We start from the raw sequence: 24293 nt of genomic DNA on the forward strand, positions 1-24293 counted from the left end.
TCTCTCGCTTTTATTGTGTTTGTCTTGAAACGGTCAGGTTTCCTGCAACAACTCCCGATATTTGGTTTCGGCTTTCATGACCTTATCCAAATAACGACGCGTTTCGTCCGAATGGTGATCGTAACGTAATTTACGATACACCTGATTCGGCTTCATATGGTTCAAACGTTTAATTGCTGCTCCCGGCGTTTTGCCAAACAACCCCAAGACCGTTTTGATGCCACCATTATAAGAAGAAATGGTCACCATTTGCTTGATTTTATCATCCAGAATATCCGACAGATAATCATGCTTCAACAAGCCAAGATAAGCTGTTCCCATGCGAATGTTCTTTTCGGAATCAAACAATTCGTCAAGACTGGGTTGACCGGGTTTGGCGTCAATATATTGGTAGACATCCTTTCCGGCCGCTTCCGCCTTGACCTGCATCAAACCAATGGCATTGGAGCGACTGACGGCTTTGGGGTTAAAGGCACTTTCGGTTTCCATCACCGCATAAACCAAAGACTCCGGCACGCCAAACTCGCTCGCGTAGGTTTTCACCCAGGCCTGGTAGTCTTTGGCCGGACCCGACAAACCACTTTCATGCAATGGAATATGCAGGGCAATAAAGTCGCCCTCTTCATCCGACAACTCTTCCACTTGGTGTTCCATCAGATAATCGGCGTAGTCGAAGGCCTGTTTCGGGTAACGGACCGGATTTTGATTTTGGTCCAACACTCGACGATAAAAATACGGGCGTTTGCGCAAATTCATTTTTTCACGGGACAGTAGTTCATGCCCAGCCGTCGGGCGATCCAGCAGCAGCACACGGCTAACGGCATTTTTAATATTTCGTGTAGAGGCGATGGCTTTCGGAAATTCAATCACCAACTCATCTTCATACACAACCAAAACCGGGCTGGCCGAACTGGCATCAGGTTTAACGGAAGCATTTTTTCCCACCGGTGAGGTGACGGACTTGGTCACGATAGAAGAAGATGAAACGGGTGCTTTCAACTCAGGCAAAACGGCCTTTTTCGGCTTAGCCGGAGTCGTTTCGTTGGGAAAAGATTCTGTATAGGCTTTCTTAGCCAAACGATTATCGTCATCTTTTTTGGGAGAGGAAATCATATGACGAATGCCAGACTCCGCGACCACTTGGCTTTTTGGCGGCTCCGTAAGCACCGATTGCGACAAAACCCAATGTTGAAAAGCGGTCATTACACCACTACTCACCACCCCGAGCATCATGACGGCAAACATCAAATGAAAAAAAATTTTAGGCAATGACACGTGCACCCTCTGTCAAAAATCCGTAAAAAAAGTTGTATTCGACAGGACGTAGCAATTTAAACGCCAATTTTGTTGCTGAGCCGACAAAATAAAAAGCCTCTTGAAAAAGAGGCTTTAAAATATCCAGTCTGGACGAGAATTATCCTAAATAATCAAACAACGTCATGCCTTGAACTCGGGAGAAAACCTGTTGAGCCATTTGCAGAGCGTTCTGTTTCATGGTGAATTCCGAGATTCCTTCCACCACATCCTGATCCTGCAAATCTGAACGACGCTGATTCAACGCAATGCCAAACTCTTGGCCGGACTCATCTTGGTTTTGAATACGGTTTTGGCGGCTACCCACTTCGGCCAAAGCATCCGACATAGCATCCAGCCCAGCTAATAAATCGGTACCGATCTCCGCCGGTGGCTGATTGCCCTGGTCCAGTTCATCTTTTAATTGAACCATGACATTCAACAGATTACGATCCACCCCCGGCGGTAACGAACTGGCCCCCGGCACATCAAAAACCTTGGAGCCGTTATCCGTCACACGTACTCGGCTTGGATCGCCGTCATCATCTGGGCTTAGTTGATTGTTATCGTCAAATGCAATCTGCACAAAACGCGATCCATAATTCGCTTGAACATCATAATCCGCTCCCGCATTCGGGCTACCGATGTAAGCATAGTATTCATTCCCCGGCTGCAATCCGCCGGAGTTTGCGGGATCTTTAACAAAAGCGGCATTCGCTGTTACATTGTTCCCCGCAAACAGTAACTCTTCTTCCGAGTTACTGCTGTTCATAACGTTCGCCATTCCTTTAATTAATTGACCGATTTCCAAACCCGCCGCTTGGCGCTGCTCAGGTGTATAAGTTTCATTCATCATTTGAATGGTCAACTCACGGGCACGCTGCGTTACATTAACAGCCGAGTCAATTTGAGTTTCCTCATAAGACAACATGGTTTTGGCAAAATCACCATTCTTCTTAAACTGCGCTAGGTCATTCATACTTTGATTCAGCGCATGGATCTGACCAATGGCTAAAGGGTCGTCACTGGGCTTGTTAACTCTTTGACCGGAACTGAGTTTTTCCTGGATTGCCAATACCGAATTTTGGTGTTTTTCAATCGAAGCGAACGATTGCATATGAAATAAGTTGGTTGAAATTCTCATTTTTTTCTCCTTCAACCCTTAACCGATAGCATTGATTAATGTCTGAAATGTCGATTGTGCCGTCTGCAAAATCTGTGCTGAAGCTTGGTAGGCTTGCTGGAATCGCAACAAATTCGCGGCCTCTTCATCAAGGTTAACACCGGACAAAGATTCCCGTCTCGCCACCATTTCGCCATAAACATTGTTCTGAGCAACTTGCTGAATTTCGGTATTACTGACATAGGCACCGACATTCGTCGCCATTGTCGAATAGCCACCCAACAAGGTCTCAGAGGCCTCACCTGTCAAATCGGAGTACAACAGATTCTTATTTTGCAGACTGGCCATATTCGCCATATTGACGTTATCCCCAGCCGCCCCCGGTTCAGGCGGACTGGTTGGCGATACCGGATTGCCAGTCCCTGTTTCAACCGGCGACTGGCCTCGCGTCGCAACGCCTTCCGAACTACTTATTTCCGTTTTAAAGTTCTCCAGCATATCTTGATGCGGCTTCACCAAAAACTTTTCGCCCGGCTGTACGGCGTTAATGCCACGAACATCAAAACGCAAACCTTCGATATTTTCAATACCATTGTCCGGTGCACCTAAAGTGATTTCAACCGGTGCACCGGTTGAATCTTCTACCGCATTTCCGGTTTTATGGTCAAACACTTCAAAATTACCGGCCGTGTTAACCCGTAATTCATATTCTCGTGCTTCAAAATTACCGATTTCCGTCAGAGCCTGATCCAAAAAACCTTGCTTCGTACCATAACCTACCGGCTGAGCATCTGCGGCAGGCGGAACGGCGGTCGAGGAATATGGGGGGTTCGAACCTTGTACCGGTGCGTTCGGATCATAAACCGGAGTAAAGTTCACCAAGATATTGGTTCCGTCTTCCGCGCCACCACCGGCAATCTCTTTATTCTTACTACTTGCCGTTGCATTCGTGTCCAACGGTTGATAGAAAGATTGGCCGGGTTCACCGTTTTGATCCCAGCCCTGATAATGTTGCCAGTTAACGGACGCCGTCAAACCATTAATCACCACGCCAAGCTCGTCTTTGGACTTGTCCAGCATATTATCCCGGAAATCCAGAACCGCCCCCATTTCGCCGCCGTTGATATGATCGGAAATCACCCGCTTTTCGCCATTCACGTTCATGTAAATTTCATAACGGTTATCATGCGTAAACTCAGATAAGCCAGAGGACAACTTCGTAACGGTATTATCACCAATTAAAGAATAACGCCCATCCCCCGTCGCTACATTCACTTTACCATCGGGCTGTGGGGATGTTTTGATGTCCATGTATTGACTGAGTTGTTTGATTTCCTCATCCCGCTGATCCATTAAATCATTCGGTTGTTGGCCGTTAACATGCGACAGGTTAGCGATTTGTTGATTCAATTGATTAATGCTTTCGAGGCGTTGGTTCACCTCATCCACCGTATTAGAAAGCTGTTTATTGACCTGATCACTGGTTTCATTTAAGACGCTGTTCATATTACCCAAAAGGTTTTCGAGGCTTTTGGATTGATCCACCGTTAATTTGCGGGCCGTAGACGATGTCGGGTTATCCGCCAACTCCTGAAACGAATCAAAGATACGTCTCATAAAATCCTGAACCCCTTCGTCATTACTCGCAACCACCCCTTCAACTTGCTGAGCTAAAGACAATTGCTCATCATAACGACTTTTTAGGCTGTAACTGTTTACAAGCTGGGTTTGAATGTAACTGGCATAAATACGCTCGACACTTTCGACTCGAGAACCCCCACCATTATAGGAAGTGGTCAAAGCATGAGTGGCATTACTGGCAAATTCTGCACGTTGCCGGTTGTAACCTTCTGTAGCCACATTCGCGACATTGTTACTGGTCACGTCGATGGCATTTTTGAAGGCATTGGCCGCGCTGGAACCGATGGATAATAGGTCAGCCATTGTGTTTTCCTCTTTCTGGTCTCATTTATCTGGTCAACCGTTTATCGAAAACGTCGTAATGCCAGACTGTCTGCTGTCGTTTGCGCCGGTGTTATATTTTGTTTTGCCTGAGCGTCTTCCACTTGTGTGCTTTCTTGACTCTCTTGCTTAGGACCCTCGTGTTTAGGACCTTGATTTAACAGATCTTTATAGTCTGATTTTGACACAGTCGGCAACTTAGGCGCAAGTTCTTCAACTATTTTATCGGCCAACCCAAGAGAACCTTTAGTGGAGAGAACCTGGCTCAACTGTCGATCATACCAATCCCGATAAAAACTGCCTTGGTCGCCGTCTAACCAGCCATCATCCAACTTGACTTTACGGGCTTCTTTCAGAATTTGCGATAAAAACAGTGCTTCAAACTGTTCTGCAACAGGGCGCAATGCCTCTCGCTGATCGTGCTTGGCGGTCTGTTTCAGGTCGTTAAAGCTGCCGCCGTTACCGTAAATTTGTTGATAGGCCTCCAGTTTCGGGACCTGTAAATCCATTCCCGACATCATCCTCTCCTTAAATAACCATTAAGTCCGCTTGCAACGCACCGGATTGCTTTAACGCTTCCAGAATCGCCACCAAATCACCCGGTGCGGCCCCGACTTTATTCACGGCCTGAACGATATCATCCAACGTCACGCCTTTCGGAAATTTGAACATACGACCTTTTCCTTGGTTTTGCACACTGATTGAAGATTCCGGAGTCACGGCGGTTTCCCCACCGGCAAACGGGTTGGGTTGAGAAACATTGTCAAATTCGCTGACTTTTACCACAAGGTTTCCGTGCGTAACGGCAGCGGCCGAAACGCGAACATTATTGCCAATGACCACCGTGCCTGTTCGTGAGTTAATGATCACTCTCGCCGCTTCAGCGCCCGGCTTCAGCTCAATATTTTCAACAATCGATAAAAACGCGACGCGTTGATTCGGAATACGAGGTGCCATGACTTCCACCGACTCGCCATCCAAAGCATAAGCGGTGCCGTCACCCAGCTTTTTATTGATGGCCTTCACCAGGTTGGACGCCGTTGTGAAATCGGCATTCTTGAGATTCAACGTAATGGTATTGCCCAAATCAAAACCACTGTTAACGGTTTTTTCCACGGATGCGCCACCCGGTACTCGCCCCACACTTGGAACGTTGACCGTAATACGGGAACCATCGGCACCGGTTGCATCCAAACCGCCCACAATCAAATTTCCTTGAGCCAACGCATAGACATTGCCATCCACCCCTTTCAACGGCGTCAACAGCAAAGTGCCCCCTCGTAAACTTTTGGCATTCCCCAAAGAAGAAACCGTTACATCAATCCGCTGACCGGGTTTAGCAAACGCCGGTAAATCAGCATGAACGGCTACCGCGGCTACGTTTTTGGAATTGGTTTTGGTGCCCGGCGGTAAATTGATGCCAAACTTATTCAACATACTCAGCAAGCTCTGATCGGCATAATCGGTTTTGTCGCCGGTACCATTTAACCCGACAACCAAACCATAACCAATCAATTGGTTGGAGCGCACACCTGCCACATTTGCCAAATCCTTGACTCTTTCGGCATAGGACACGGCACTCCAAACAAGTAAGATCGCCATTAAAATGACATTTCTTCTGGTAAACATGATTTTCTCCTATCATTTAGGACAATTTTATTGTTATTTTAATAACAGCTTAGCATCAGTTATGCCATAACAGACAAAAACACAAAAAATAGCTCAATAATTTGTAGGGTAAGCCGATAAAGATGGGTTATTGAAAATAATAGATAAAAAAATGGGGCGCCGAGCGCCCCCAAAGACCAGAAAAAACGGTTATCAAAAAACGACCAGGCCTGGCCGTTTTGAAGAGAATAAAAAACCGACTTGCAAAAAGGAGATTGTAAAAAAAACAAGTCGGAAAAACTTAGCCGCCGTTTCGGTGCGCGGCCCACCAAAATCAAACTCGAACCAAAATCACAGCGGCCAGTACTTGTGCAAGAACTGAGTCCCCGCGCTTGGTCGGTTCATGTCACCGGAGATGCCGGTATCTTTATAAATCAATCGAACATCCGCCACTTTCGCCGAATCAATGGTGTTATCTGGGCTGATGTCCTGTGGTCGGATAATCCCCGCAAAACGAATCACTTCTTCCCCTTCGTGGATCGTGATCCATTTTTCGCCTCGAATCACCAAATTACCGTTTGGGATGACTTCGACAACGGTCACCGCAATCGAGCCACTCAAGCTGGAGTTCTGTTTGACGTCTGACTTGCCATTGAAGGAGCCATCAGACCCATAACCAATGCCGATTCCCGTCCCCAGTCCGGGCACCGAAATATTCCCGCCAAAAGCCGTTGCATTGGACCCAATCGCCGCCTGGCCATTCAAACCGAAGTTCTGTTGATTGGTTTTGTTGTATTTTGCTTCGTCTTTTTTCTTGGCATCGAACTTTTCAGCCAAGTTAATCGTAATAATATCCCCAACTTTGTGTGCACGGGAATCATCAAATAAACTCAAGTTATCACCCGCTTGATACAGTGAACCATCTCTTGGTACGGTCTTCGCGGGAATATTCATCGGATAATTCGGCTCATATGAAAACTTCTCCATACGCTCCGGAACGGTTGAACACCCTGACAGCATCATGGATGATACAGCCGTCGCCATCGCCACTTTGAGTAAGGGCGACGACACACCTTGTAATGGTTGTTTTTTTCCAGTCATTTCTCACTCCTTAGGCTAAATTTTTTAGCCGCCAGATGGTTAAACGTTATTATTTAAGTATTGCATCATGCCGTCTGCAGCACTGATGGCTTTTGAGTTCATCTCATAGGTCCGCTGGGCTTCAATCATGCCGACAAGTTCTTCCACCGTATTCACGTTTGAGGATTCCAGCGCGCCTTGAAGGATTCCGCCGGCTTCTTCCACCTCAGGGTTTTTCACGTTTGGCGGTCCACTGGCCAGTGTTTCCATATAGAAGTTCTTCCCAATGGATTCCAGTCCGGATGGATTAATAAACGTGGCCAGTTGCAGCTGCCCAAGCTGTACAGGTTGTGGATTACCGGGCTCTTTTGCGGAGACCACGCCGTCATTCGTCACAAAAACTTCCGTCGCGTTCAGCGGGATATTGATATTGGGTTCCACCAGATACCCGGATGAAGTCACTAAGTCACCGTTTTGATTGACTTCAAACGAGCCATCACGGGTGTACATCAAATTCCCATCCTGGTCTAATGCCTGGAAGAAACCCTTACCTTGAATCATTAAATCCAGTTCGTTATCGGTAATAATAGGGTTCCCTTCGGTATGAATTTTTTGCACGCCAATGGCTTTCACCCCGGTTCCCATTTGCAGGCCGGATGGCAAGGTATTTTCTTCATTCTGGGTCGCTTGAGCCCCTGGCTGACGGACATTTTGATACATCAAATCCGCAAATTCAGCACGGCCGGTTTTATAACCATAAGTGTTTGCATTGGCCAGGTTGTTGGAAATGGTTGCCAATCTAAAATCCTGGGCTTCAAGACCGGTTGTCGCAACATAGAGTGTTCGATTCATTTTAAACTCCTAAATTCCCTAGCTTAACTTCACAAGACTGTCTGACTTTTGAGCATGCGTCTTTGAGGTACTCATCATTTTGATTTGCATCTCATATTTTCGTGACAACTCAATCATATTCGTTAAAGCCTGAACGGTATTAACATTACTGGTTTCCAAAGCCCCATTAACAACCTTCACAGGTGCTTGCGGCAACTCACCGTCTTCAGTACTGCGAATATAACCATCCAGCCCTTTTTCTAAATTCTTAACATCGGGGCTCACCATACGAACCTGATCCAACACCACCATCAAATTATTCGGCGCGTCGGCCGGCAAAAAGGAGATGGTACCGTCATCGCCGATCTCGATGGCTTTCGCGGGTGGAATATTAATCGGAGCCCCGCCCTCGTTGAGAATCGGATCACCTTTAACGTTCACCAAGTCGCCCTCTTGCGTTACATGCATGGAAGCGGAACGGACCAACGCTTCAGACCCGTCCGGAGCCTGGATACCGATAAACCCATTTTCTTTGGTCATGATATCCATATTCCGCCCGGTCACCTTGACGGCTCCCGGCGTAAAGTCGGTCGCCGGTCTTTCATCCAGTGCATAAGTACGCGTATGCCAGCCCGGCCCTTCCATGTGTTGCGCGCGGAACTGGTTGAAGTCCTGCTTAAACCCATCTGTATTGGCGTTGGCCAAATTATTGGCATTATTCGCCTGGGAAAGCATCACTTCTTTGGCGCCGCTCATTGCGATGTATAACATACGATCCATCAGCGAAATCCTTACTTTTATCCAGTCTTGAAAGAATGGAGTCGCCAAAGAGGCGGCTCCCATAGAAACACTTATATTTAAATGGCTCTAACGGCCGGTGTTTCGACTTCCTTGTGTGTTAACGTTATGTACTGCTATTCGTCAAATTTCCGACGCTTCGAAAATCTGTTAAAGAGTTAGTAGCACTTGCCGTGCCAAAATTAAGCAAAAAAGAATTAAAGCCTTCAGAATTCGGCCGATAAAGATATATAGGAAGGATTAAATAAAAAACCGGCAAAAAATGCCGGTTCTTTTGTGCCACAAAATCAATTACAGATTCAGAATGGTTTGTGTCAAGGTTTGTGACGTTGAAATAACCTGAGCACTCGCCTGATAGGTTCGTTGCGTTTGAATCATATTCACCAATTCACCGGTTGTATCCACATTAGAGTACTCCAAGGAGCCCGCACTGATCGAACCGTAACCATTTTGCTCTGGCTTACCTATTTGAACAGGGCCTGAACCAAAGGTTTCAGCATAGGTTTGTCCACCGAGTTTTTCCATGGCATTTTTATCGTTAAAGTTAGCCAAAGCCAGCTGAGCCACCGGAACGGAACGGCCATTGGAGTAACGCGCTTCAATCACACCATCCGAGTTGGTATTAACTCCGACCAAATCCCCGATGGCATAACCGTTTTGAGTCGTACCGCGCTGAATATAAGCCCCACCGAACTGGGTGATTTCTTGCATATCTAAATCGATTTCAAAGCCGGCTGGGGTGCCTTGAGTCGCGCCACCCAACGGATCGGTTGCCCCTGTCATAGGATTGTCAATCATAAAGTTAAGTTTTGGGTTACCCGTTACCGGAACCCACCCAGCAGTACCCAAGTCGGTAGCAGGAGTACCTGCCGCCGGATCCGAGTCCGGACCACCGGCAATCGCTGCAGTTGGGTCATACTGACCATTCGCATCTAACGTTGGGGCATAGGCTCCCAAATAGTTACCATCCGTATCGAATCGCAATTCATACACCTGGCCAGCTCGGTTGGATGGAGCTTGAGGGGGACCGACATTTGGGTCCATGACATGCCCTGTATACTGTGGATTACCTTGATCGTCTTCCGCAGTAATAGTGTATTGCACGATCCAAGAAGTATATTTTTCACCGGAAGTGTTGGCTGAACTAGCATTCGGTTCCGGCACCACATCACGTTTATAGAAGCTGGCATTCAGCGTATGCTCCCCTCCCAAACTATCGTAAATAGTTTTTGGAGGTGCAAAATAGTCCGGCGAACCATCAAAAAGACCACCTGAACCGGTATTATTTTCAGGGTCAGCTAACTTCGCTAAGTTCTGGCTTGAACCAACGGAGTCATCCGTCCCATCGACACCGGTATTGGTGCCAGTTGGATCGACATTATTCACTTCATCGCCATCTAAGTTAATGTCATAGGTCATTTCTGTAGTGGCTTTGGGTATTTTATTCAAATCATCCAAATCAATCGAGTTTAACGCCGTACTGAACACAGGATTGGTTTCCGTTGACAAGGTTTGATCCAATAAATACCCCTGTAGGCGGTTGCCCCTCTGATCCGTAATATACCCTTCTTTATCCAGTTTAAAAGAGCCGTTACGGGTATAAACATTTTCATATTTTCCGGTTTTATCTTCCAAAATAAAGAGGCCTTCGCCATCAATCGCCATATCCAGTTCACGGCCGGTATCATTGATACTCCCCACGCTGAAATCCTGCGTAATCGCCCCGACTCGAACACCGTTGCCAGGCGATTTTTGTGCGCCGGAAAACATGTCTGAAAACTCAGCACGAGAAGACTTAAAGCCAACTGTCTGCGCATTCGCCAAGTTATTTGAAATAACGCCTAAACCATTGGAAGCGGCGTTGATACCACTCAGTGCGTTTAAATCATAAGTTGCCATTGTTCTACCCCTTCTCTATTCGCTAATTTTTCTAACGGCGGACATGTCGACATCTTCACCTGTCGCCAACGTTAACTTCATCGTGCCATCTGAGTTAATGGACACACTGTTTACTTTTGTGCTCACCACCGTTTTGACGGATTGCATTTCACCATCTTTGTCCGTGCCGTAAGCAATTAATTTATATACGCCACCTGCCATAGGAGTACCATGATCATCGGTACCATCCCAAGAAATGGTTTTCTCTCCGGAAGCGAGATCACCAACATCCAGCTCCTTAACAGCTCCATTGCCATCCGACACCACGACGGTGACATCCGTCAGGGGCTCATCCAGGTTCAGTTTAAAAGATGACTCAGAACCTTCTGTGTGACTGAACTCACCGCCTTCGGCCAATACCGATTTACCAATCAAGGAAGACGCTTGCATGGTTTGCAAGTTTTGAAAACCTTCCGTCATAGACATTACAGAAGCATTCAATTGGGTTGTGGCTTCCAACTGACTCATCTGCGTCATATCAGTGACAAAGTTCGTCGGATCCATCGGCTTATTCGGGTCCTGATTTTTTAGCTGCGTCGTCAGCAAACGTAAAAAATCCGTTTGATCCATTGTCTTATTCGGCGCAAAGGCAGCAGGATTGGAACTGTCTTGCGTCGAAGCAATGTAGTCCGACACAGAGTTATTTGAAACGGCTGTCGACATAACTTACTCCTATTTACCCATCTGAATGGTTTTCAATAAAATTTGTTTAGTGGTGTTCATCACCTCGATGTTCGTCTCATAGGTTCTGGACGCATCCATCATATTGGCCATTTCCTCCACCACATTGACATTTGGTCGGTAAATATAACCTTCATCATCCGCCATTGGGTGATTCGGGTTGTACTCCATAATAGCCGGTGCTTCGCTTTCAACAATATCGTCGATCATGACGCCACCCACCGGACGACCGGTTTCTTCATTCAAAATCGTCTTGAAAACCGGCTGTTTGGAACGATAGGTCTCATCCGAGTTGGAGCTGATACTGTCAACGTTGGCCATATTCGATGCAATGGTATTTAATCGAACCGTTTGCACATGCATCCCGGTTGCAGAAACATCAAGGGTTGGAAACATACTCATGATTATTCTCCTCTCAAGGCGCCGCGAATGCTGGTGATTTTGCTATTCATAAACTCCAGAGTCGCTTGATACTGCATGGAATTTTCCATAAATTGCGCTTTTTCAATATGCGTTTCGACCGTATTACCATCCAATGATGGCTGGGTCGGCATGCGATATTTCAGAAAATCATCGGTTGATGCTTCTGCAAAGCCTTCAATATGACGGCTATTCGTCATTTTCATATCCGGCTTATAACGACCACTTTGCATATTTTCTTCTGCCGCTTGCAATTCTTTCCGCCAATCCAAGTCACGCGCTTTAAAGTTCGGCGTGTCGGCATTGGCCAAGTTGTTTGCCAAAATGCCTTGGCGCTCTTTACGAACCGCTAAGGCTTGCTCATGTATGCCAAAAACAGATTCCATAATTTTTTCCTTTCTGATCTTTTTCGGTCGCGCCAGACGTGCTGTCAAACAACCGTCAAAATACTATTGTTTTTATTGTTCTATCGAAACGTAGCAATAGGAATGCCAAATATTAAAAAAAGGCTAAAGGACTGAAAAATTGGCCGTTTATCGGCTGAGGTTGAAAAAACTTTAGAAAAAAAAGGCCATTTTTTTCCGAATTCGGCAAAATTTGCCGATAAAAGTCATAAGAGATTGTTTTTTAACGTGTTATTTTTTGAGTAAAAAGGCAGGTTTTAAATACATTAGGCAAAAATGGCCAGGCCTGGCCGTTTTTGCCATTAAAGAAATCAGAGATTACCAGGATCGTACTTTATCGCCGATCTGGATAAGACCGTCTTTTGCGAGAACTTCACCCACCGCAAAACGCGACTGGATCCGTTTGATTTTAAGAAAGCCGGACGGCACAGAATCCAGACCCAAATCGTTTCCTTGGTATCGAACCGGGCGGCCGACATTATGATAAACCGCCAACTCGTCACCCACTTGAGCACCGGATTCGTTGGAAAGATAGATCACATAATCGTCGCCACGAATATCAATAATACGGGTTTCAACCGGCTTGCAGCGCATATAACCATAAACTTGCTGAGTTGAGTTGGCTAACAACGCATGGAAAACCATGCCTGTATTCGTGTCGAAAAACGCATTGGTGCCAAACGGACGCTGACGCCCGACCGTTACATCGCCTTTAATATCAAAACCGTTACGTTTTTCCAGCACAATATCGTAATTATATAAATCCACAATATAGGTGTCCGTCTCAATAAAGCGCGTGTTCGGTTGAACTTCACGGCTATAAAAACGTTTAAAGTCATTCCACAGTTTCGGGTCATCATTGTGTCTGGAAATAGAACGAATCACCGTCAATAAAAGATATTGCGCTCCCGTGCCCTCCCGGATCGGTTCTAACACATCCGGTGATAAATTCGGCGCTACGGCCTGAGTGGTATCCAATAACGAATTATCTTCAATCATCACCATATTGCGGTAACCGCGATCATACAAACGCCGTTGCAATTCCGTTTGGAAACCGCCTAACAAGTTGGAGATGTCGGTCGCACCTCGGCTATCGGTCGTAATGGGACGAGCAATGGCCAGTTTAGGTTGATAATGGTTTCCCGGCACATTGTTACAGGCTTGTGGGTCTTCCGTCAGGCACACTTCCATTTTGACTTGATAAGTTTCCATCTTTTTGAGCTTCTGCTCATCCAGAATTTCAATGCCTTTATCATCAAAACGTTTGTTGAAATCGGCTTCTTGTACCCCTTCCTCGACAATCAAAAATTGGGAAACCTTACTGTTTGAGGTAAAACGCGTGGCGTCTTTTGTGAGCATGAAATCCTTCATGACTTGGTCAGAAGACACTTTCAAGTTATTCTGCATGCTGGCTTGCTTCAAACCGTTACGAATCGCCATTTGCCTGGCAAATTCTTTGGAAACACCATCCATCGACGCGACCCCCGTCACCACGACACAACGACTGGGGTACTCTTTTTTCACACCATCCGTAACGGGAGCCGCCCAAGCGGCCGCCCCGAACATCAAGATGAAAAAAAAGACAAAAAGCCTCTTAGTCACCTGTTTCATAAAAGTTCCAACTCTCACTCAATTTTGATCAGGAAGCCTGTGCTTGCTGTTTTTGCGTGGTGACAACATCGATACGATCAATAATGGCCTGTGCCAGTTCTTCGGGATGCCACTTCGACATAAACTTATTCGCCCCGACCTTTTCAGTCAACGTCTCATTAAAACCACCACTCAACGATGAACTCAACACCACATACAAATCACTCAAGCGCGGGTCTTTACGAATATTGGTGGTCAGGGTATAACCGTCCATTTCCGGCATTTCGATATCGGAAATCACCATCAAGACCCGATCTTTTACGGCTGGACTAATGTCTTTGTCAGCATCATCGGCCCATTTTTTCAGGAAATCCAAAGCCATTCGGCCATTAGTGACGATTTTGTTGGTAATCCCAAGCTTATCCAACGTGGTTTTTAATTGGTTACGTGCCACCGCAGAATCATCCGCCGCCAAAACAAAGAAGTCATGCCCTTCTGTTTTGGATTGATTTTGATGTAAGAATTCATCCGACATCTGCTCTTGCATTCCCGATACTTCGGCCAATACTTTTTCGACATCCACAATTTCGACAATCTGCTCTTGAGCTCGGGTAATGCCTGTCAAGTAATTGACGTTTTGCAGGGAATCCGGTGGCGGTAAAATATCTTCCCAACGTAAGTGGACGATGCGATCGACATCCTCTACCAAAAAACCTTGTACGGAACTGTTAAACTCGGTCACAATCGTCAAAGAGTCTTTATATTTATCGGCTGGAACCGCCGGCAAGTCCAAAGACTTGGCCAAGTCAATCATCGGCATGGTTTGCCCACGAATATCCGACACGCCGACCACTCTTGAATCCGCTTTTGGAACCGGTGAAATGAACGGTGTGCGAATCACCTCACGAACCTTGAAGACATTGATTCCGAACAACTGATTGCCGTGAATCTTAAACAGCAATAACTCCATGCGGTTCATACCCGCAAGCGACGTTCGTTGGTCAACCCCTTTTAGAAAACTTGACATGGATGCCACCTTCTTCTTCATTTTGATTATCGTACTCTATTCGCCAACACCCATCGTATGACGCATAACGAATACAACAATGATAATTCAATCAATATCAGTTAATATAACTGAATTCTCTAAAGCAAGCAAAACACAAGCCGGTAAGCAAAGTCACCTATGCACTCACTCACAAAATGGACAATCAAATACTTGCCTCTTCTGGGCCTTGCGCTGAGCACAAGCCTCTTATGCCTCCAGCCAGTTCAAGCCTCACAAAGCGATTCCCGCTCTGAAAACCAACCAATGCAAGTGCTTTATGACATGGTGCTGAAACACCTTAAGCAAAAAACCGACCAAAAAATACACAACCCGTCTTACGACATTCGAAAATTCAGTGATCGACTGCGCTTACCCCGCTGCGAAAAACCGCTCGAGCTCGAAGACAAAGCCCCAGAAAAAACGTTTGGGCGCATGACATTCAAACTTCAGTGCCCCGCCCCGGAATGGAAAATTTTTGTCACCGCCACCGTAGAGGGCGATTTGCCCGTTGTCATGACCACTAAAGGAATTCTAAAACAGGCCGTTATTCAACCTGGCGACGTCAAACAAGTTTTCATGCCCTACCAAAAAGTTCGGCGAGGCGCCTTGATTAACGTTGATCGAGCCGTCGGCATGCGAGCCAAACGCGCCATTCCACCCAATACCATTTTAAAGGTTCGGCATTTGCAACCGCCTTATATGGTGTTTAAAGATAATAATGTGACTATTATTACCCGTGTCGGCCACATCAAAGTCAAATCCATTGGCGTTGCTTTAAAAAACGGCATAAAGAATCAGCAAATACCGGTTAAAAACCTTTCTTCACAAAAAGTGGTAAAAGGCATAGTTATTGCTCCCAATACCGTTGTAATACCTTAAGGTAAAAATAAAATTAAAGTATCGAAAGGTTCAGCCGTTAAAAGTACTAGAACAAATGTCATAAGTTGTTAAAATACATTAAAGGTTTGGGGATACCGTTATGGATATTAAGAATATTAATCAAAATCTGGTGAACGGCCGATTAAACGAATCGGGAAATGGTGCACCGAAAAATGCTGGTGGGCAGAATGTTGCGCAGCCAAATGCCAACACTGACAGAGTCACATTGACAGACGTTTCAACGCAAATGCAAACGCTTGAAAAACAAGCGGCTGCCAGCACTGTTGACAACTCAGCCAAAATTGAAGAATTAAAAGCGGCAATCCAAGATGGTCGTTATCAAGTAAACGCTGAAAGCGTTGCTAATAAATTGATTCAAACCGAGACGTTATTCACAGGCAGTTAATTGAATGGGTCAAGCCGCAGACACTCAAAACTTATCCCCGCTTTTAACTGAGCTGCTTGACCTTCTGTCTCAATTCGAATCCGTTCTGGAGGCAGAAGCCTCTGCGCTAAAAAGCGCTCAACTAAACAACTTAACCGATACACTCCAAAGAAAAGAACAGCTTTCTCAATCGGTATCCGAAAAGTTTGATGCTTTAGCGACACATCTACCAAATGACGTGAACCTGTCCTCTCCAAAAGAGGTTTCTTTATCCTCCCTACCAGGCTTAAAGCCAGAAGACAAACAGGCATTACAGAACATCTCTGAAAAAGCCAAACATTGTCATAAGCTAAACACCATTAACGGCATGACCGTCCAGTCCTTAAGACACTTAAACCAAACCACACTCAACCTCCTGACCGGGCAAGAAAACACCAAAACCTATAGCGCTTCCGGGAAAACCGTTCCCAGTGATCAAAAATCCAACCCGCTTGGAAAAGCTTGATAACCGTTCACTCTGACTTACACCCAATATTTGGCGTAATTTCTGCTTGACGATTTTTTTGAATTTAATAAACTCGTTTCATGCATATCGATTAAGATATCCTGAAAACGCAACTTAAAAGAGAACCTTTATGTCGTCGAAAAACAGTCGATCTTTTTTCAGAATTGATGTCATGCTACCGTGCAGCTATCGAATCGTCACAGAAGAAGAAGCGATAAATCAGCCTCTTCCAACCGCACCTGATGCCGGTTACATCGAAAAATATTTCATGGAGAATTTGACACAACTGGACGAGCAGTTAAGCACTGTCATCTCTCAAATTGGTCAGAAAAGTACTTTACTTGCCACCGCTTTAACGGCAATGAACAGTAAAATCAACTTTCTGCTACAGACAGTGGATAGAAAACAACTGGTTCACGCTATCCCGCAGCGAATGGTGAACATCAGCGCCGGCGGTGTTGCGATCAAAATTTCGGAAAACGTCGATACAAATGATAAGGTCGACTTGTTATTCCAGCCACTTGAAGAAGAATCACCTGTTCTGGTTCGTTGCAATATCGTTAAAATTATGCCGGAAACCGACGGTTCTGCCGCTACCGTATCATTAGAATATCAAAACATGACCGAAGATGATCGTCGCAAACTAGTCTACTTCATTCAAAGTAAGGAAATCGAGTTGGCCAACCAAATGAAAAAAGAATCCCAGTAAACCGGTCTTTTTTCCATTTAATCTCCCGATATAAAAAAACCGGCTTTCGCCGGTTTTATTTTTTTGAGTCCGTGGAAACACTTTCTAAGGAAAAGAATACGCTCGGTCAAGGTCGCCATCATAAGAAGGTTTCTTCTCCGATGTTTCTTTTTGACGCATAAACTTCTGGAGTTCAACTCTCAATAACTCAATCTCTTTCAGCCCCTGCTTCAGATCACTGGTATAAGCGCGATCTTTCTTAGCTTGCTGTTGAATCAGCTTACCTTGTTTATAGACCTTGCTTTCAAGAATCCGCACCCGAGTACTGATACTTGCGGCTTCGGCAATCGATTGGAAGGTCAAAAACATGACCACCACCGAAGCCAAAATGGCTGTTCGATTCATTATCGTTTCTCCTTATACGTCACCAAGACGCGAACGACACTGACAAAAGCTAAATATCAGTGCTCTCCAATCGTGTGACAAGTCAGTGTGCGGCATAAATCGTCCGCTGAAATCGTTGTTTCTTCTTCTTTTTTAGAATAAACAAACGCATTGTAGAAGAAACTTTTATCAATATAGACTTCCAAAATGGTCTCATAGTTATGATCCGCCATTGGCGTGATACTCACCACTCGCGCACCTCGGACAATCGCATTGACACGAGCGCGGAAACTGTCATTTTGCGCGGTCAAAGTGGCCACCGATGTATTACTGTCGATTTTAATGCCATACAACTGCTCAGCCAAAGAACGATAGGCATCCAGTTTTGCCGAACGAATCGCCATCAAACGACGCTGCCCCGGAGTGTAACCTTCATAGGTACTTTCGGCACCATAACCAATACCGGAAATTTTAATTAACTGCGGTTGTAAGGCACTTTTTGGCACTTTGTACACAACTGGCTGTTTCGCAACCATCTCTTCGACCGTTGGTGCCTCTTTTTCAGAAGAAGCTTGATCCGACATTTTCGCCGAGCCGGCTGAAGACTCTTCCGGAGCAGAAGCCGGTTGAGGTTTAGCCACTTGAACAGGGGCTGGCGTAGGAGCCGAAGTGGACTTCACTTGCGGTTGGGTACTGCAACCAGCCAAAACCATTGCACTGGCCATGGCGGTTGTTAAAAATAAGCTCTGTTTATTCATAACAGTGTCTCCATTTTACTCAAAAAAATAAGGTTTTGGGTAAGCTCGATGAGTGATCCAACGGTTGGATCGCTTCGGCTCACACCGGTTAATTTGTTCACTGCATTTCAGCCCATTCACTGAGTATTCCGGACCCGGCTGATAATGCTTCGGAATCAGTTCATTCGTGTAATAGTCGGGTACCCGGTATTTCGCATCCATGCCGGTACAAGCGGTCATCAAACCACTGACCAGCATCAACCAAACAATTTTTTGCATACTTCCGGGCATTTAACGCTCTCCCAACAAAGGTCGTCCTATCCTTAGTACGAATCGAAATAAGGATTATTCGGCGCGCTGTATTCATAAGCTCTGGCCTTTTCCATCGCACGTTGCTTCTGTTTTGCCAGCTCCTCTTTTTCAAGCGCTTCGGCTTTTTTCTGCTCATCGGCCACCTTGACCTTTTCTTGCAGCATGCCTTGCTCGACTTTCTTAACCGTTCTTAATATCGACTTGTACTGAGACTGTAAAGACTTAACACGGTTATTGATTTCATTCACTCTTCTTTGTGTAACGACCATTCGAGAGCTGACTTTATCCATTTTCTTCACCAACTCCGGATCCACGGCGGCCACCTGTAAACTTTGAGCGATAGGAACGGGTTGGCTTGCCTGAGGAATAACGGTTACGCCCGTTCCTTTCTGCTCAGTGTTTTTAGTGTCTTTTTCCGGTGAAGCCCCCGCTTCAGAAACGGTATCCGCTTCTTGGCTCGGCATCATCTGTACTAAATCACGGTTCAGCTGTTCAACCTGGAAACTCAGCGCATCAAGCTTTTTTTCTAACTGCTTAACGGTTTTTTCTGAGCTGGCGCTTTTGATCATGCTCTGAGTTGAGCCGGCATGAATATCTTCCAATAAAGATTGTGCCTCTTTATCCAGCCCAGGGTTGGAAGCTAAAGCGGCCCACACCCCGGTACCTATCGCCACCAAGACCAAAGTGATGGTGATTGAGCTGAAAATAATGATCAGTTTTTTAATTGAGTCCATTTCGGCCACCGTTAACGTATTTTGATTTTGGTTTTGATTCTGTTGCTGTAATGCCGCTCGCTTCTGCAAAAAGCTTTCCGCTCCTTCTTCAGCAATCGGAGCGGCCGTAGGCGATTCGTCGCCCATATTCGCGGCGTCCGGTTTCGAAACCGGTTCGTCTTTAAACATTGGTTCCAGAGCAGATTCCGGTTCTGGCGGTGCCTCCGGTTCCGGAGCCGGCATTTCCGGTTCTAGCGGTCTTGTTTCTTCCTCGTCAGGTGACGGAAAGTTATCCATAATTCCGCCCCCGGTCTCTGCGGGTTCTTCAACAGCAGGCTCGTCAACAGCAGGTTCCGGTTCAGCGGGCTCATCAACCGGCTCAGGCGCTTCTTCTTTTGGAAGGTCATCGAGATTCCCTTCATCAAGAGAAGCTACCTCCTCGGCTTGATCCGCTTGAGTATCGTCTTGATCATCTTCTGCCGAAATCGCTTCCAGCTCGGCCTCATCCAGTAAGGCATCGATGCTGTCTAGATCATTCGGATCAATGGTATCATTGGATTCAGCCACCGCTTATTCCCCAAACTTGCCTATTATCAGAGAGCTTCGCACCCAAAGGGCATAAACACGAGATGGATACACGGCTAAAAATGGCTAAAATTTTCCTGAATGTCGTTGAAAAACTCGTTAATAGCCAGCTATTAGCTTCGTTTTCCGCCTAATTCAGAAAAATTTTATCTCCTTTTTTACTCGCGCCCCGCTCGTGCAAAGCTCTCTATCAATTTCTTAAAATTCACCAGGCCTGGCCGTTTTCGCCAAACCGGATACACTTGAAATTACGGCGTCAGCCGCTCAAACACCCCTGTGTCTAACCAGTAGACATCCGGGTAGATATGAAAGCGCTGTTCACTGTCCACGCTTAAGTCACCTAACTCAGAGCGCATGACATGCGTATTTTCTTGCGTCAAATTTACAACGGCTTTTGCCGCCAACTGACCTAAAGCATAAAAAATGCCAACTCCAGGATCGCTTGCCTTTGAAGACTGTTTTTCCCGGACCAACGCGGCATAATAGCTTGGAAGAATAGCAGATGTAGACTGCCAGTAAGGAAGGCTGGTTACCAACTGATCCACAGGCGGTAGCTCAGATGGTAACCAGTAATGCGCCAGAGCATTCAAATGGTAATACTCCAGCAAAGGGGAAACTTGCATCGCCAAACGATAAGGTAAAAAACTCACCACCACATCAAGGTCTTGCCTCGGGCGCTCGTCAAACTCCAATCGGTGGTCAATAGTGTGTTGTAACCAACCTTTTCGGCCCTGAGATTGCCGCGCATGCAACGCTTTTTCCAAAGCCGCGTCAACGTGTGAATCAATTTTGGTAACGTCCACGACCTCAATCGGCAACAGCGCATCGGTTTGTTTAAGCAGCGCTTCAAAACGTTTAACCAGCCGCTGAGATTTTTTGTCACCGTCAGACAGCAATACAATTCGTTGCGCATGACTTTCCTGCAAATACGTTATTAACGACGTCAGCGCATCGTTAGCCGACGACGGAGAGAGAACGCGCAGCGCATCACCAAAATCCGCCTCTTCAACCTCATTAAAAGCCAGTACCGGCGTGTGCAAATCCAAAGTTTTCAGCTCGGCGACATGCGATTTCTGTAAAGGGCCAAAAATGAAACTGGGTTGATATAAACGAACCCATTCCCAAGCATCAAACATGGAGTCATAGATATTGGTATCCAACACTTCCAGGTCATAAGGCATGGGCATTTCCTGAAAAGCCTCCTGTAACCCCTGATAAACGGCTTGCCCGGCCTGGGAATAAGGTCCGCTCATGGGCAAGAGAGCCAACATTTTCTTTGGATTGAAATGGAATTGCCCAGCGTTTAACGGTTGTAAAGTCTGCTGTGCCGAATCGTAATAGGTTTGCAATCGATCGAAACGCGCCTGCATTGTCGAATTAAGAGACTTCGGCGGTAGCAGGGTTTTCAACTCTTTCAAATAAACACCGACTTGGGAAACTTGCTGATTTTTTTGCGCCAATTCAGCTTTCAACAACAGAATTTCCACATCGATCATTTGAATCTGTTGATCCAACGTCAAGTCCTGACTTTGCAAGGTGTTTTCCGACAGCGATGATACAACACGGCCTTCTTCGGCGAAACATCCCCACGGAGAGGCAAATATTGCCACCATTGCCCCCCAAGCCAACAGGTTTCGATGCATACTCATGATACCGTCGGTCTACTCTAACGACTTGGAAACAATTTCATATACATCTTTCGACAGCGCCTTTTCCGCTGCAATCCGTTGTAAAGCGGCATGCATTTTTTCCTGACGATGACCTTTAAAACGTTTCCAGGCCGTAAAAGCCGTTACCAGTCGGGCCGCCACTTGCGGGTTAATCTTGTCCATTTTAAGCACTTCTTCGGCCAATAAGTCATAGCCACCGCCCGATGCGTCATGGAAAGCCTTCATATTGAGTCGTCCGAATACACCTAATACACTGCGAACCCGGTTAGGATTACGATAATTAAAGTCAGGATGCTCCAACAAACCTCTCACAACTTGCAAGGCTTGGCTTGATTCCGAGCGTGCCTGAAGTGAAAACCATTTATCCATTACCAAGCTGTCCTTGTGCCAACGCTGATAAAAGTCCGACAGGCAATCGGCTCTTTCTGGAACATCTAAATGATTCAACGCGTTTAAGGCCGCCAAAACGTCGGTCATATTTTGCTGTTTTTGGTATTGCGCCACTAACGTCTCGATGGATTCATCGCCATAGGCTAAATACATCAAGCATTGGTTTTTCAGCATTCGATCTGCAATATCATGCTTATCGTAGCAATAGCTTTTTTCGGATTGCAACTCAGTGTAAGTTGCCTCCAAGGCCGGCTGAAATACCTGCGCAATTTGATGCTTCTGATATGCCAGTGCCTGCAACACGCCATTGACATCAATCGATTCGAACTGTTCGAACACATAAGGCACATCCGGCAACCCCATGGCCAGTGCTTTCAAGGCCGGGTCTAGCCCTTGCGCTTCCAAAACTGCTTTAAAGGCGCTCTGATAATGCGCTGAAAACACCATGCCGTCACCGGCCTGGAAACGGGCGACATTGTCTTTAATGTTTTGCAATGCAAGGGTTTGAATCGACTCCCAGCGAACAAAACTGTCCGAATCGTGGGACGCCAACATCATTAACTCGTCGTCGCTGGCGACATAATCCAGATTGACCGGCGCGGAAAAATGGCGCAACAAAGATAAATGCGGTACTTGAGACAGCCCGGTAAATTCAAAGGTCTCCGAAATGTCGGTTATTTTCAATAAATGGCCTTTTTCGGTTTCAAACACCTTGTTTCGGCTATTTTCACCAGGCCTGACCGGCAAAGCGGTACCGGAATCGTCCAAAAAGCCGAATAAAACCGGAATCAATAACGGTGCGTGAGTGGATTGCCCCTTTAAAAATTGTTCGCAGTGGAGCGTTAAGGTACCGGTCGCGGCATCGAAATGTTTTTCCACCTTCAGCGTCGGCGTTCCAGCTTGCGTGTACCAGTTGTGCATTTGAGACAAATCCACATCGTTGGCCGCGCCCATTGCATCCCGGAAATCTTCAACCGTTACCGCCTGCCCATCAAAACGTTCAATATAGCGGTTCATTCCCTTTTGAAAACCGGCTTCACCGAGTAACGTGTGATACAAACGCACCACTTCCGCGCCCTTTTCATACACCGTCATCGTATAAAAATTGTTCATTTCAATATACGACTGCGGCTGAATCGGGTGCGACATTGGGCCGGCATCTTCCGGAAATTGATTGCTCCGCAGACGCTTAACGTCTTCGATTCGTTTCACGGCTGGCGACAGCATGTCCGATGTAAATTCTTGATCGCGGAAAACGGTTAAGCCTTCCTTTAAGGTCAATTGAAACCAATCACGGCACGTCACCCGGTTGCCGGTCCAGTTGTGAAAGTATTCATGTCCGATAACGGATTCAATCCCTTCATAGTCCATATCCGTCGCCGTTTCAGACCTGGCCAAAACATACTTTGAGTTGAACACATTCAGGCCTTTGTTTTCCATGGCGCCCATATTGAAATCGTCCACGGCCACAATCATGTAAATATCTAAGTCATATACCAAACCGAAACGCTCTTCATCCCATTTCATGGAACGTTTCAGCGACGCCATCGCGTGCTCGCATTTATCCAGGTTTTTCGGTTCAACATAAATACGTAAATCAATCTGCCGCTGGTCGCGTGTGATAAACGTATCTTCCACCTCTTCCAGGTTTCCGGCGACCAGTGCAAATAAATAACAAGGCTTTTTATAAGGGTCTTTCCAAATCGCATAATGGCGGTTATTCGGTAAATCACCCACTTCGACCAAATTACCGTTGGAAAGCAGTACTTTATTTTCCGCTTTGTCGGCAATGATTTTAGTGGTGAAATAAGTCAAAACATCCGGACGATCCAGATAATAGGTAATGCGGCGAAACCCTTCCGCTTCGCACTGCGTACAATAATTACCACTGGTCCGATAAAGCCCTTCCAGGCGTGTGTTGTTTTCCGGATCAATTTCGGTTACCACTTCCAGGTCAAAATGCTCCGGCACATCGGCCAAGATCAATTGCGTATCCGTCACCTCATACTGTGTGGGCATCAACGCCACACCATCCAAATCAACCTGCGCCAGCTTTAAACCGTCTCCATCCAATACAAAGGGGGTTGCGGCATCGCTGATTCGACGGACACGCATACGGTTCGTAACGCGCGTAACGTTTGGCGACAATTCGAATGTCAGAAAAATGGACTCAATATCAAATGCTGGGGGTTGATAATCGGTTAAGTAATGCGTTTTGGGTAAATTTTGTGTCATAAGAATATCGGGAGCTCGGTTGAATCGTTGTATT

Annotated in this window: 24 protein-coding genes; 4 read left to right on the top strand and 20 right to left on the bottom strand. The window is 46.1% G+C overall.

Annotation, left to right across the window (positions count from 1 at the left end; translation table 11 throughout):
• Nucleotides 1-33: 33 nt before the first annotated feature.
• From AC0KH7_RS07585 to AC0KH7_RS07650, 14 genes are all read right to left on the bottom strand, one after another.
• Nucleotides 34-1275 carry a murein transglycosylase domain-containing protein gene (locus AC0KH7_RS07585; RefSeq protein WP_472372199.1) on the bottom strand — a complete coding sequence of 414 codons (1242 nt, stop codon included), beginning with the start codon at nucleotides 1273-1275 and terminating at the stop codon, nucleotides 34-36.
• A 139-nt stretch (nucleotides 1276-1414) separates the two neighbouring features.
• Nucleotides 1415-2437: a flagellar hook-associated protein FlgL gene (flgL, locus tag AC0KH7_RS07590; protein ID WP_472372201.1), complete on the bottom strand. Its 1023-nt coding sequence runs from the start codon at nucleotides 2435-2437 to the stop codon at nucleotides 1415-1417.
• A gap of 18 nt (nucleotides 2438-2455) precedes the next feature.
• The gene (flgK, locus tag AC0KH7_RS07595) at nucleotides 2456-4360 is read right to left on the bottom strand and encodes a flagellar hook-associated protein FlgK (protein ID WP_472372203.1); all 1905 of its coding nucleotides are present in this window, start codon (nucleotides 4358-4360) and stop codon (nucleotides 2456-2458) included.
• A gap of 41 nt (nucleotides 4361-4401) precedes the next feature.
• Nucleotides 4402-4887 carry a rod-binding protein gene (locus tag AC0KH7_RS07600; RefSeq protein WP_472372205.1) on the bottom strand — a complete coding sequence of 162 codons (486 nt, stop codon included), beginning with the start codon at nucleotides 4885-4887 and terminating at the stop codon, nucleotides 4402-4404.
• 19 nt (nucleotides 4888-4906) lie between these two features.
• On the bottom strand, nucleotides 4907-6007 hold the full coding sequence (locus AC0KH7_RS07605) for a flagellar basal body P-ring protein FlgI (protein ID WP_472372207.1): 1101 nt from the start codon (nucleotides 6005-6007) through the stop codon (nucleotides 4907-4909).
• Nucleotides 6008-6337: 330 nt separating this feature from the next.
• The gene (locus tag AC0KH7_RS07610) at nucleotides 6338-7087 is read right to left on the bottom strand and encodes a flagellar basal body L-ring protein FlgH (RefSeq protein ID WP_472372209.1); all 750 of its coding nucleotides are present in this window, start codon (nucleotides 7085-7087) and stop codon (nucleotides 6338-6340) included.
• A gap of 39 nt (nucleotides 7088-7126) precedes the next feature.
• A complete protein-coding gene (flgG, locus tag AC0KH7_RS07615; protein ID WP_472372211.1) occupies nucleotides 7127-7918 on the bottom strand; it encodes a flagellar basal-body rod protein FlgG in 792 nt (263 codons plus the stop codon).
• A gap of 18 nt (nucleotides 7919-7936) precedes the next feature.
• Entirely contained in the window at nucleotides 7937-8677 is a 741-nt protein-coding gene (locus tag AC0KH7_RS07620) for a flagellar basal body rod protein FlgF (RefSeq protein WP_472372213.1), read from the bottom strand.
• 309 nt (nucleotides 8678-8986) lie between these two features.
• Nucleotides 8987-10594 carry a flagellar hook protein FlgE gene (locus AC0KH7_RS07625; RefSeq protein ID WP_472372215.1) on the bottom strand — a complete coding sequence of 536 codons (1608 nt, stop codon included), beginning with the start codon at nucleotides 10592-10594 and terminating at the stop codon, nucleotides 8987-8989.
• Nucleotides 10595-10609: 15 nt separating this feature from the next.
• Nucleotides 10610-11296, bottom strand: a complete 687-nt coding sequence (locus tag AC0KH7_RS07630) for a flagellar hook assembly protein FlgD (protein ID WP_472372217.1) — start codon at nucleotides 11294-11296, stop codon at nucleotides 10610-10612.
• 9 nt (nucleotides 11297-11305) lie between these two features.
• The gene (gene flgC / locus AC0KH7_RS07635; RefSeq protein WP_472372219.1) at nucleotides 11306-11716 is read right to left on the bottom strand and encodes a flagellar basal body rod protein FlgC; all 411 of its coding nucleotides are present in this window, start codon (nucleotides 11714-11716) and stop codon (nucleotides 11306-11308) included.
• Nucleotides 11717-11718: 2 nt separating this feature from the next.
• Entirely contained in the window at nucleotides 11719-12120 is a 402-nt protein-coding gene (gene flgB / locus AC0KH7_RS07640) for a flagellar basal body rod protein FlgB (RefSeq protein ID WP_472372221.1), read from the bottom strand.
• Nucleotides 12121-12456: 336 nt separating this feature from the next.
• Nucleotides 12457-13749: a hypothetical protein gene (locus AC0KH7_RS07645; protein ID WP_472372223.1), complete on the bottom strand. Its 1293-nt coding sequence runs from the start codon at nucleotides 13747-13749 to the stop codon at nucleotides 12457-12459.
• Between the two features lie 28 nt (nucleotides 13750-13777).
• Nucleotides 13778-14755: a chemotaxis protein gene (locus AC0KH7_RS07650; protein ID WP_472372224.1), complete on the bottom strand. Its 978-nt coding sequence runs from the start codon at nucleotides 14753-14755 to the stop codon at nucleotides 13778-13780.
• Between the two features lie 285 nt (nucleotides 14756-15040).
• Between AC0KH7_RS07650 and flgA the strand changes: the two genes are divergently transcribed.
• The 4 genes from flgA (at nucleotide 15041) to AC0KH7_RS07670 (ending at nucleotide 17254) form a co-directional block, all read left to right on the top strand.
• Nucleotides 15041-15655, top strand: a complete 615-nt coding sequence (flgA, locus tag AC0KH7_RS07655; protein WP_472372226.1) for a flagellar basal body P-ring formation chaperone FlgA — start codon at nucleotides 15041-15043, stop codon at nucleotides 15653-15655.
• Between the two features lie 100 nt (nucleotides 15656-15755).
• Entirely contained in the window at nucleotides 15756-16061 is a 306-nt protein-coding gene (gene flgM, locus AC0KH7_RS07660; protein ID WP_472372228.1) for a flagellar biosynthesis anti-sigma factor FlgM, read from the top strand.
• Nucleotides 16062-16065: 4 nt separating this feature from the next.
• A complete protein-coding gene (locus tag AC0KH7_RS07665; RefSeq protein WP_472372229.1) occupies nucleotides 16066-16545 on the top strand; it encodes a flagella synthesis protein FlgN in 480 nt (159 codons plus the stop codon).
• Between the two features lie 130 nt (nucleotides 16546-16675).
• A complete protein-coding gene (locus tag AC0KH7_RS07670) occupies nucleotides 16676-17254 on the top strand; it encodes a PilZ domain-containing protein (RefSeq protein WP_472372231.1) in 579 nt (192 codons plus the stop codon).
• Nucleotides 17255-17338: 84 nt separating this feature from the next.
• Here AC0KH7_RS07670 and AC0KH7_RS07675 read toward each other — a convergent pair whose 3' ends face one another.
• From AC0KH7_RS07675 to pepN, 6 genes are all read right to left on the bottom strand, one after another.
• On the bottom strand, nucleotides 17339-17638 hold the full coding sequence (locus AC0KH7_RS07675) for a hypothetical protein (protein WP_472372233.1): 300 nt from the start codon (nucleotides 17636-17638) through the stop codon (nucleotides 17339-17341).
• Between the two features lie 56 nt (nucleotides 17639-17694).
• Nucleotides 17695-18375 (bottom strand): LPP20 family lipoprotein, encoded by a 681-nt coding sequence (locus AC0KH7_RS07680; RefSeq protein ID WP_472372235.1) that lies wholly within the window; start codon nucleotides 18373-18375, stop codon nucleotides 17695-17697.
• A 15-nt stretch (nucleotides 18376-18390) separates the two neighbouring features.
• Nucleotides 18391-18645, bottom strand: coding sequence for a hypothetical protein (locus AC0KH7_RS07685; RefSeq protein ID WP_472372237.1), 255 nt, complete (start codon nucleotides 18643-18645; stop codon nucleotides 18391-18393).
• A 32-nt stretch (nucleotides 18646-18677) separates the two neighbouring features.
• The gene (locus tag AC0KH7_RS07690; RefSeq protein WP_472372239.1) at nucleotides 18678-19946 is read right to left on the bottom strand and encodes a hypothetical protein; all 1269 of its coding nucleotides are present in this window, start codon (nucleotides 19944-19946) and stop codon (nucleotides 18678-18680) included.
• 266 nt (nucleotides 19947-20212) lie between these two features.
• Nucleotides 20213-21613 carry a penicillin-binding protein activator gene (locus AC0KH7_RS07695; RefSeq protein ID WP_472372241.1) on the bottom strand — a complete coding sequence of 467 codons (1401 nt, stop codon included), beginning with the start codon at nucleotides 21611-21613 and terminating at the stop codon, nucleotides 20213-20215.
• A 12-nt stretch (nucleotides 21614-21625) separates the two neighbouring features.
• A complete protein-coding gene (gene pepN, locus AC0KH7_RS07700) occupies nucleotides 21626-24259 on the bottom strand; it encodes an aminopeptidase N (protein ID WP_472372243.1) in 2634 nt (877 codons plus the stop codon).
• Nucleotides 24260-24293: the final 34 nt, after the last annotated feature.

It is taken from the genome of Hydrogenovibrio sp. (assembly GCF_965140365.1).
Classification (GTDB): domain Bacteria; phylum Pseudomonadota; class Gammaproteobacteria; order Thiomicrospirales; family Thiomicrospiraceae; genus Hydrogenovibrio.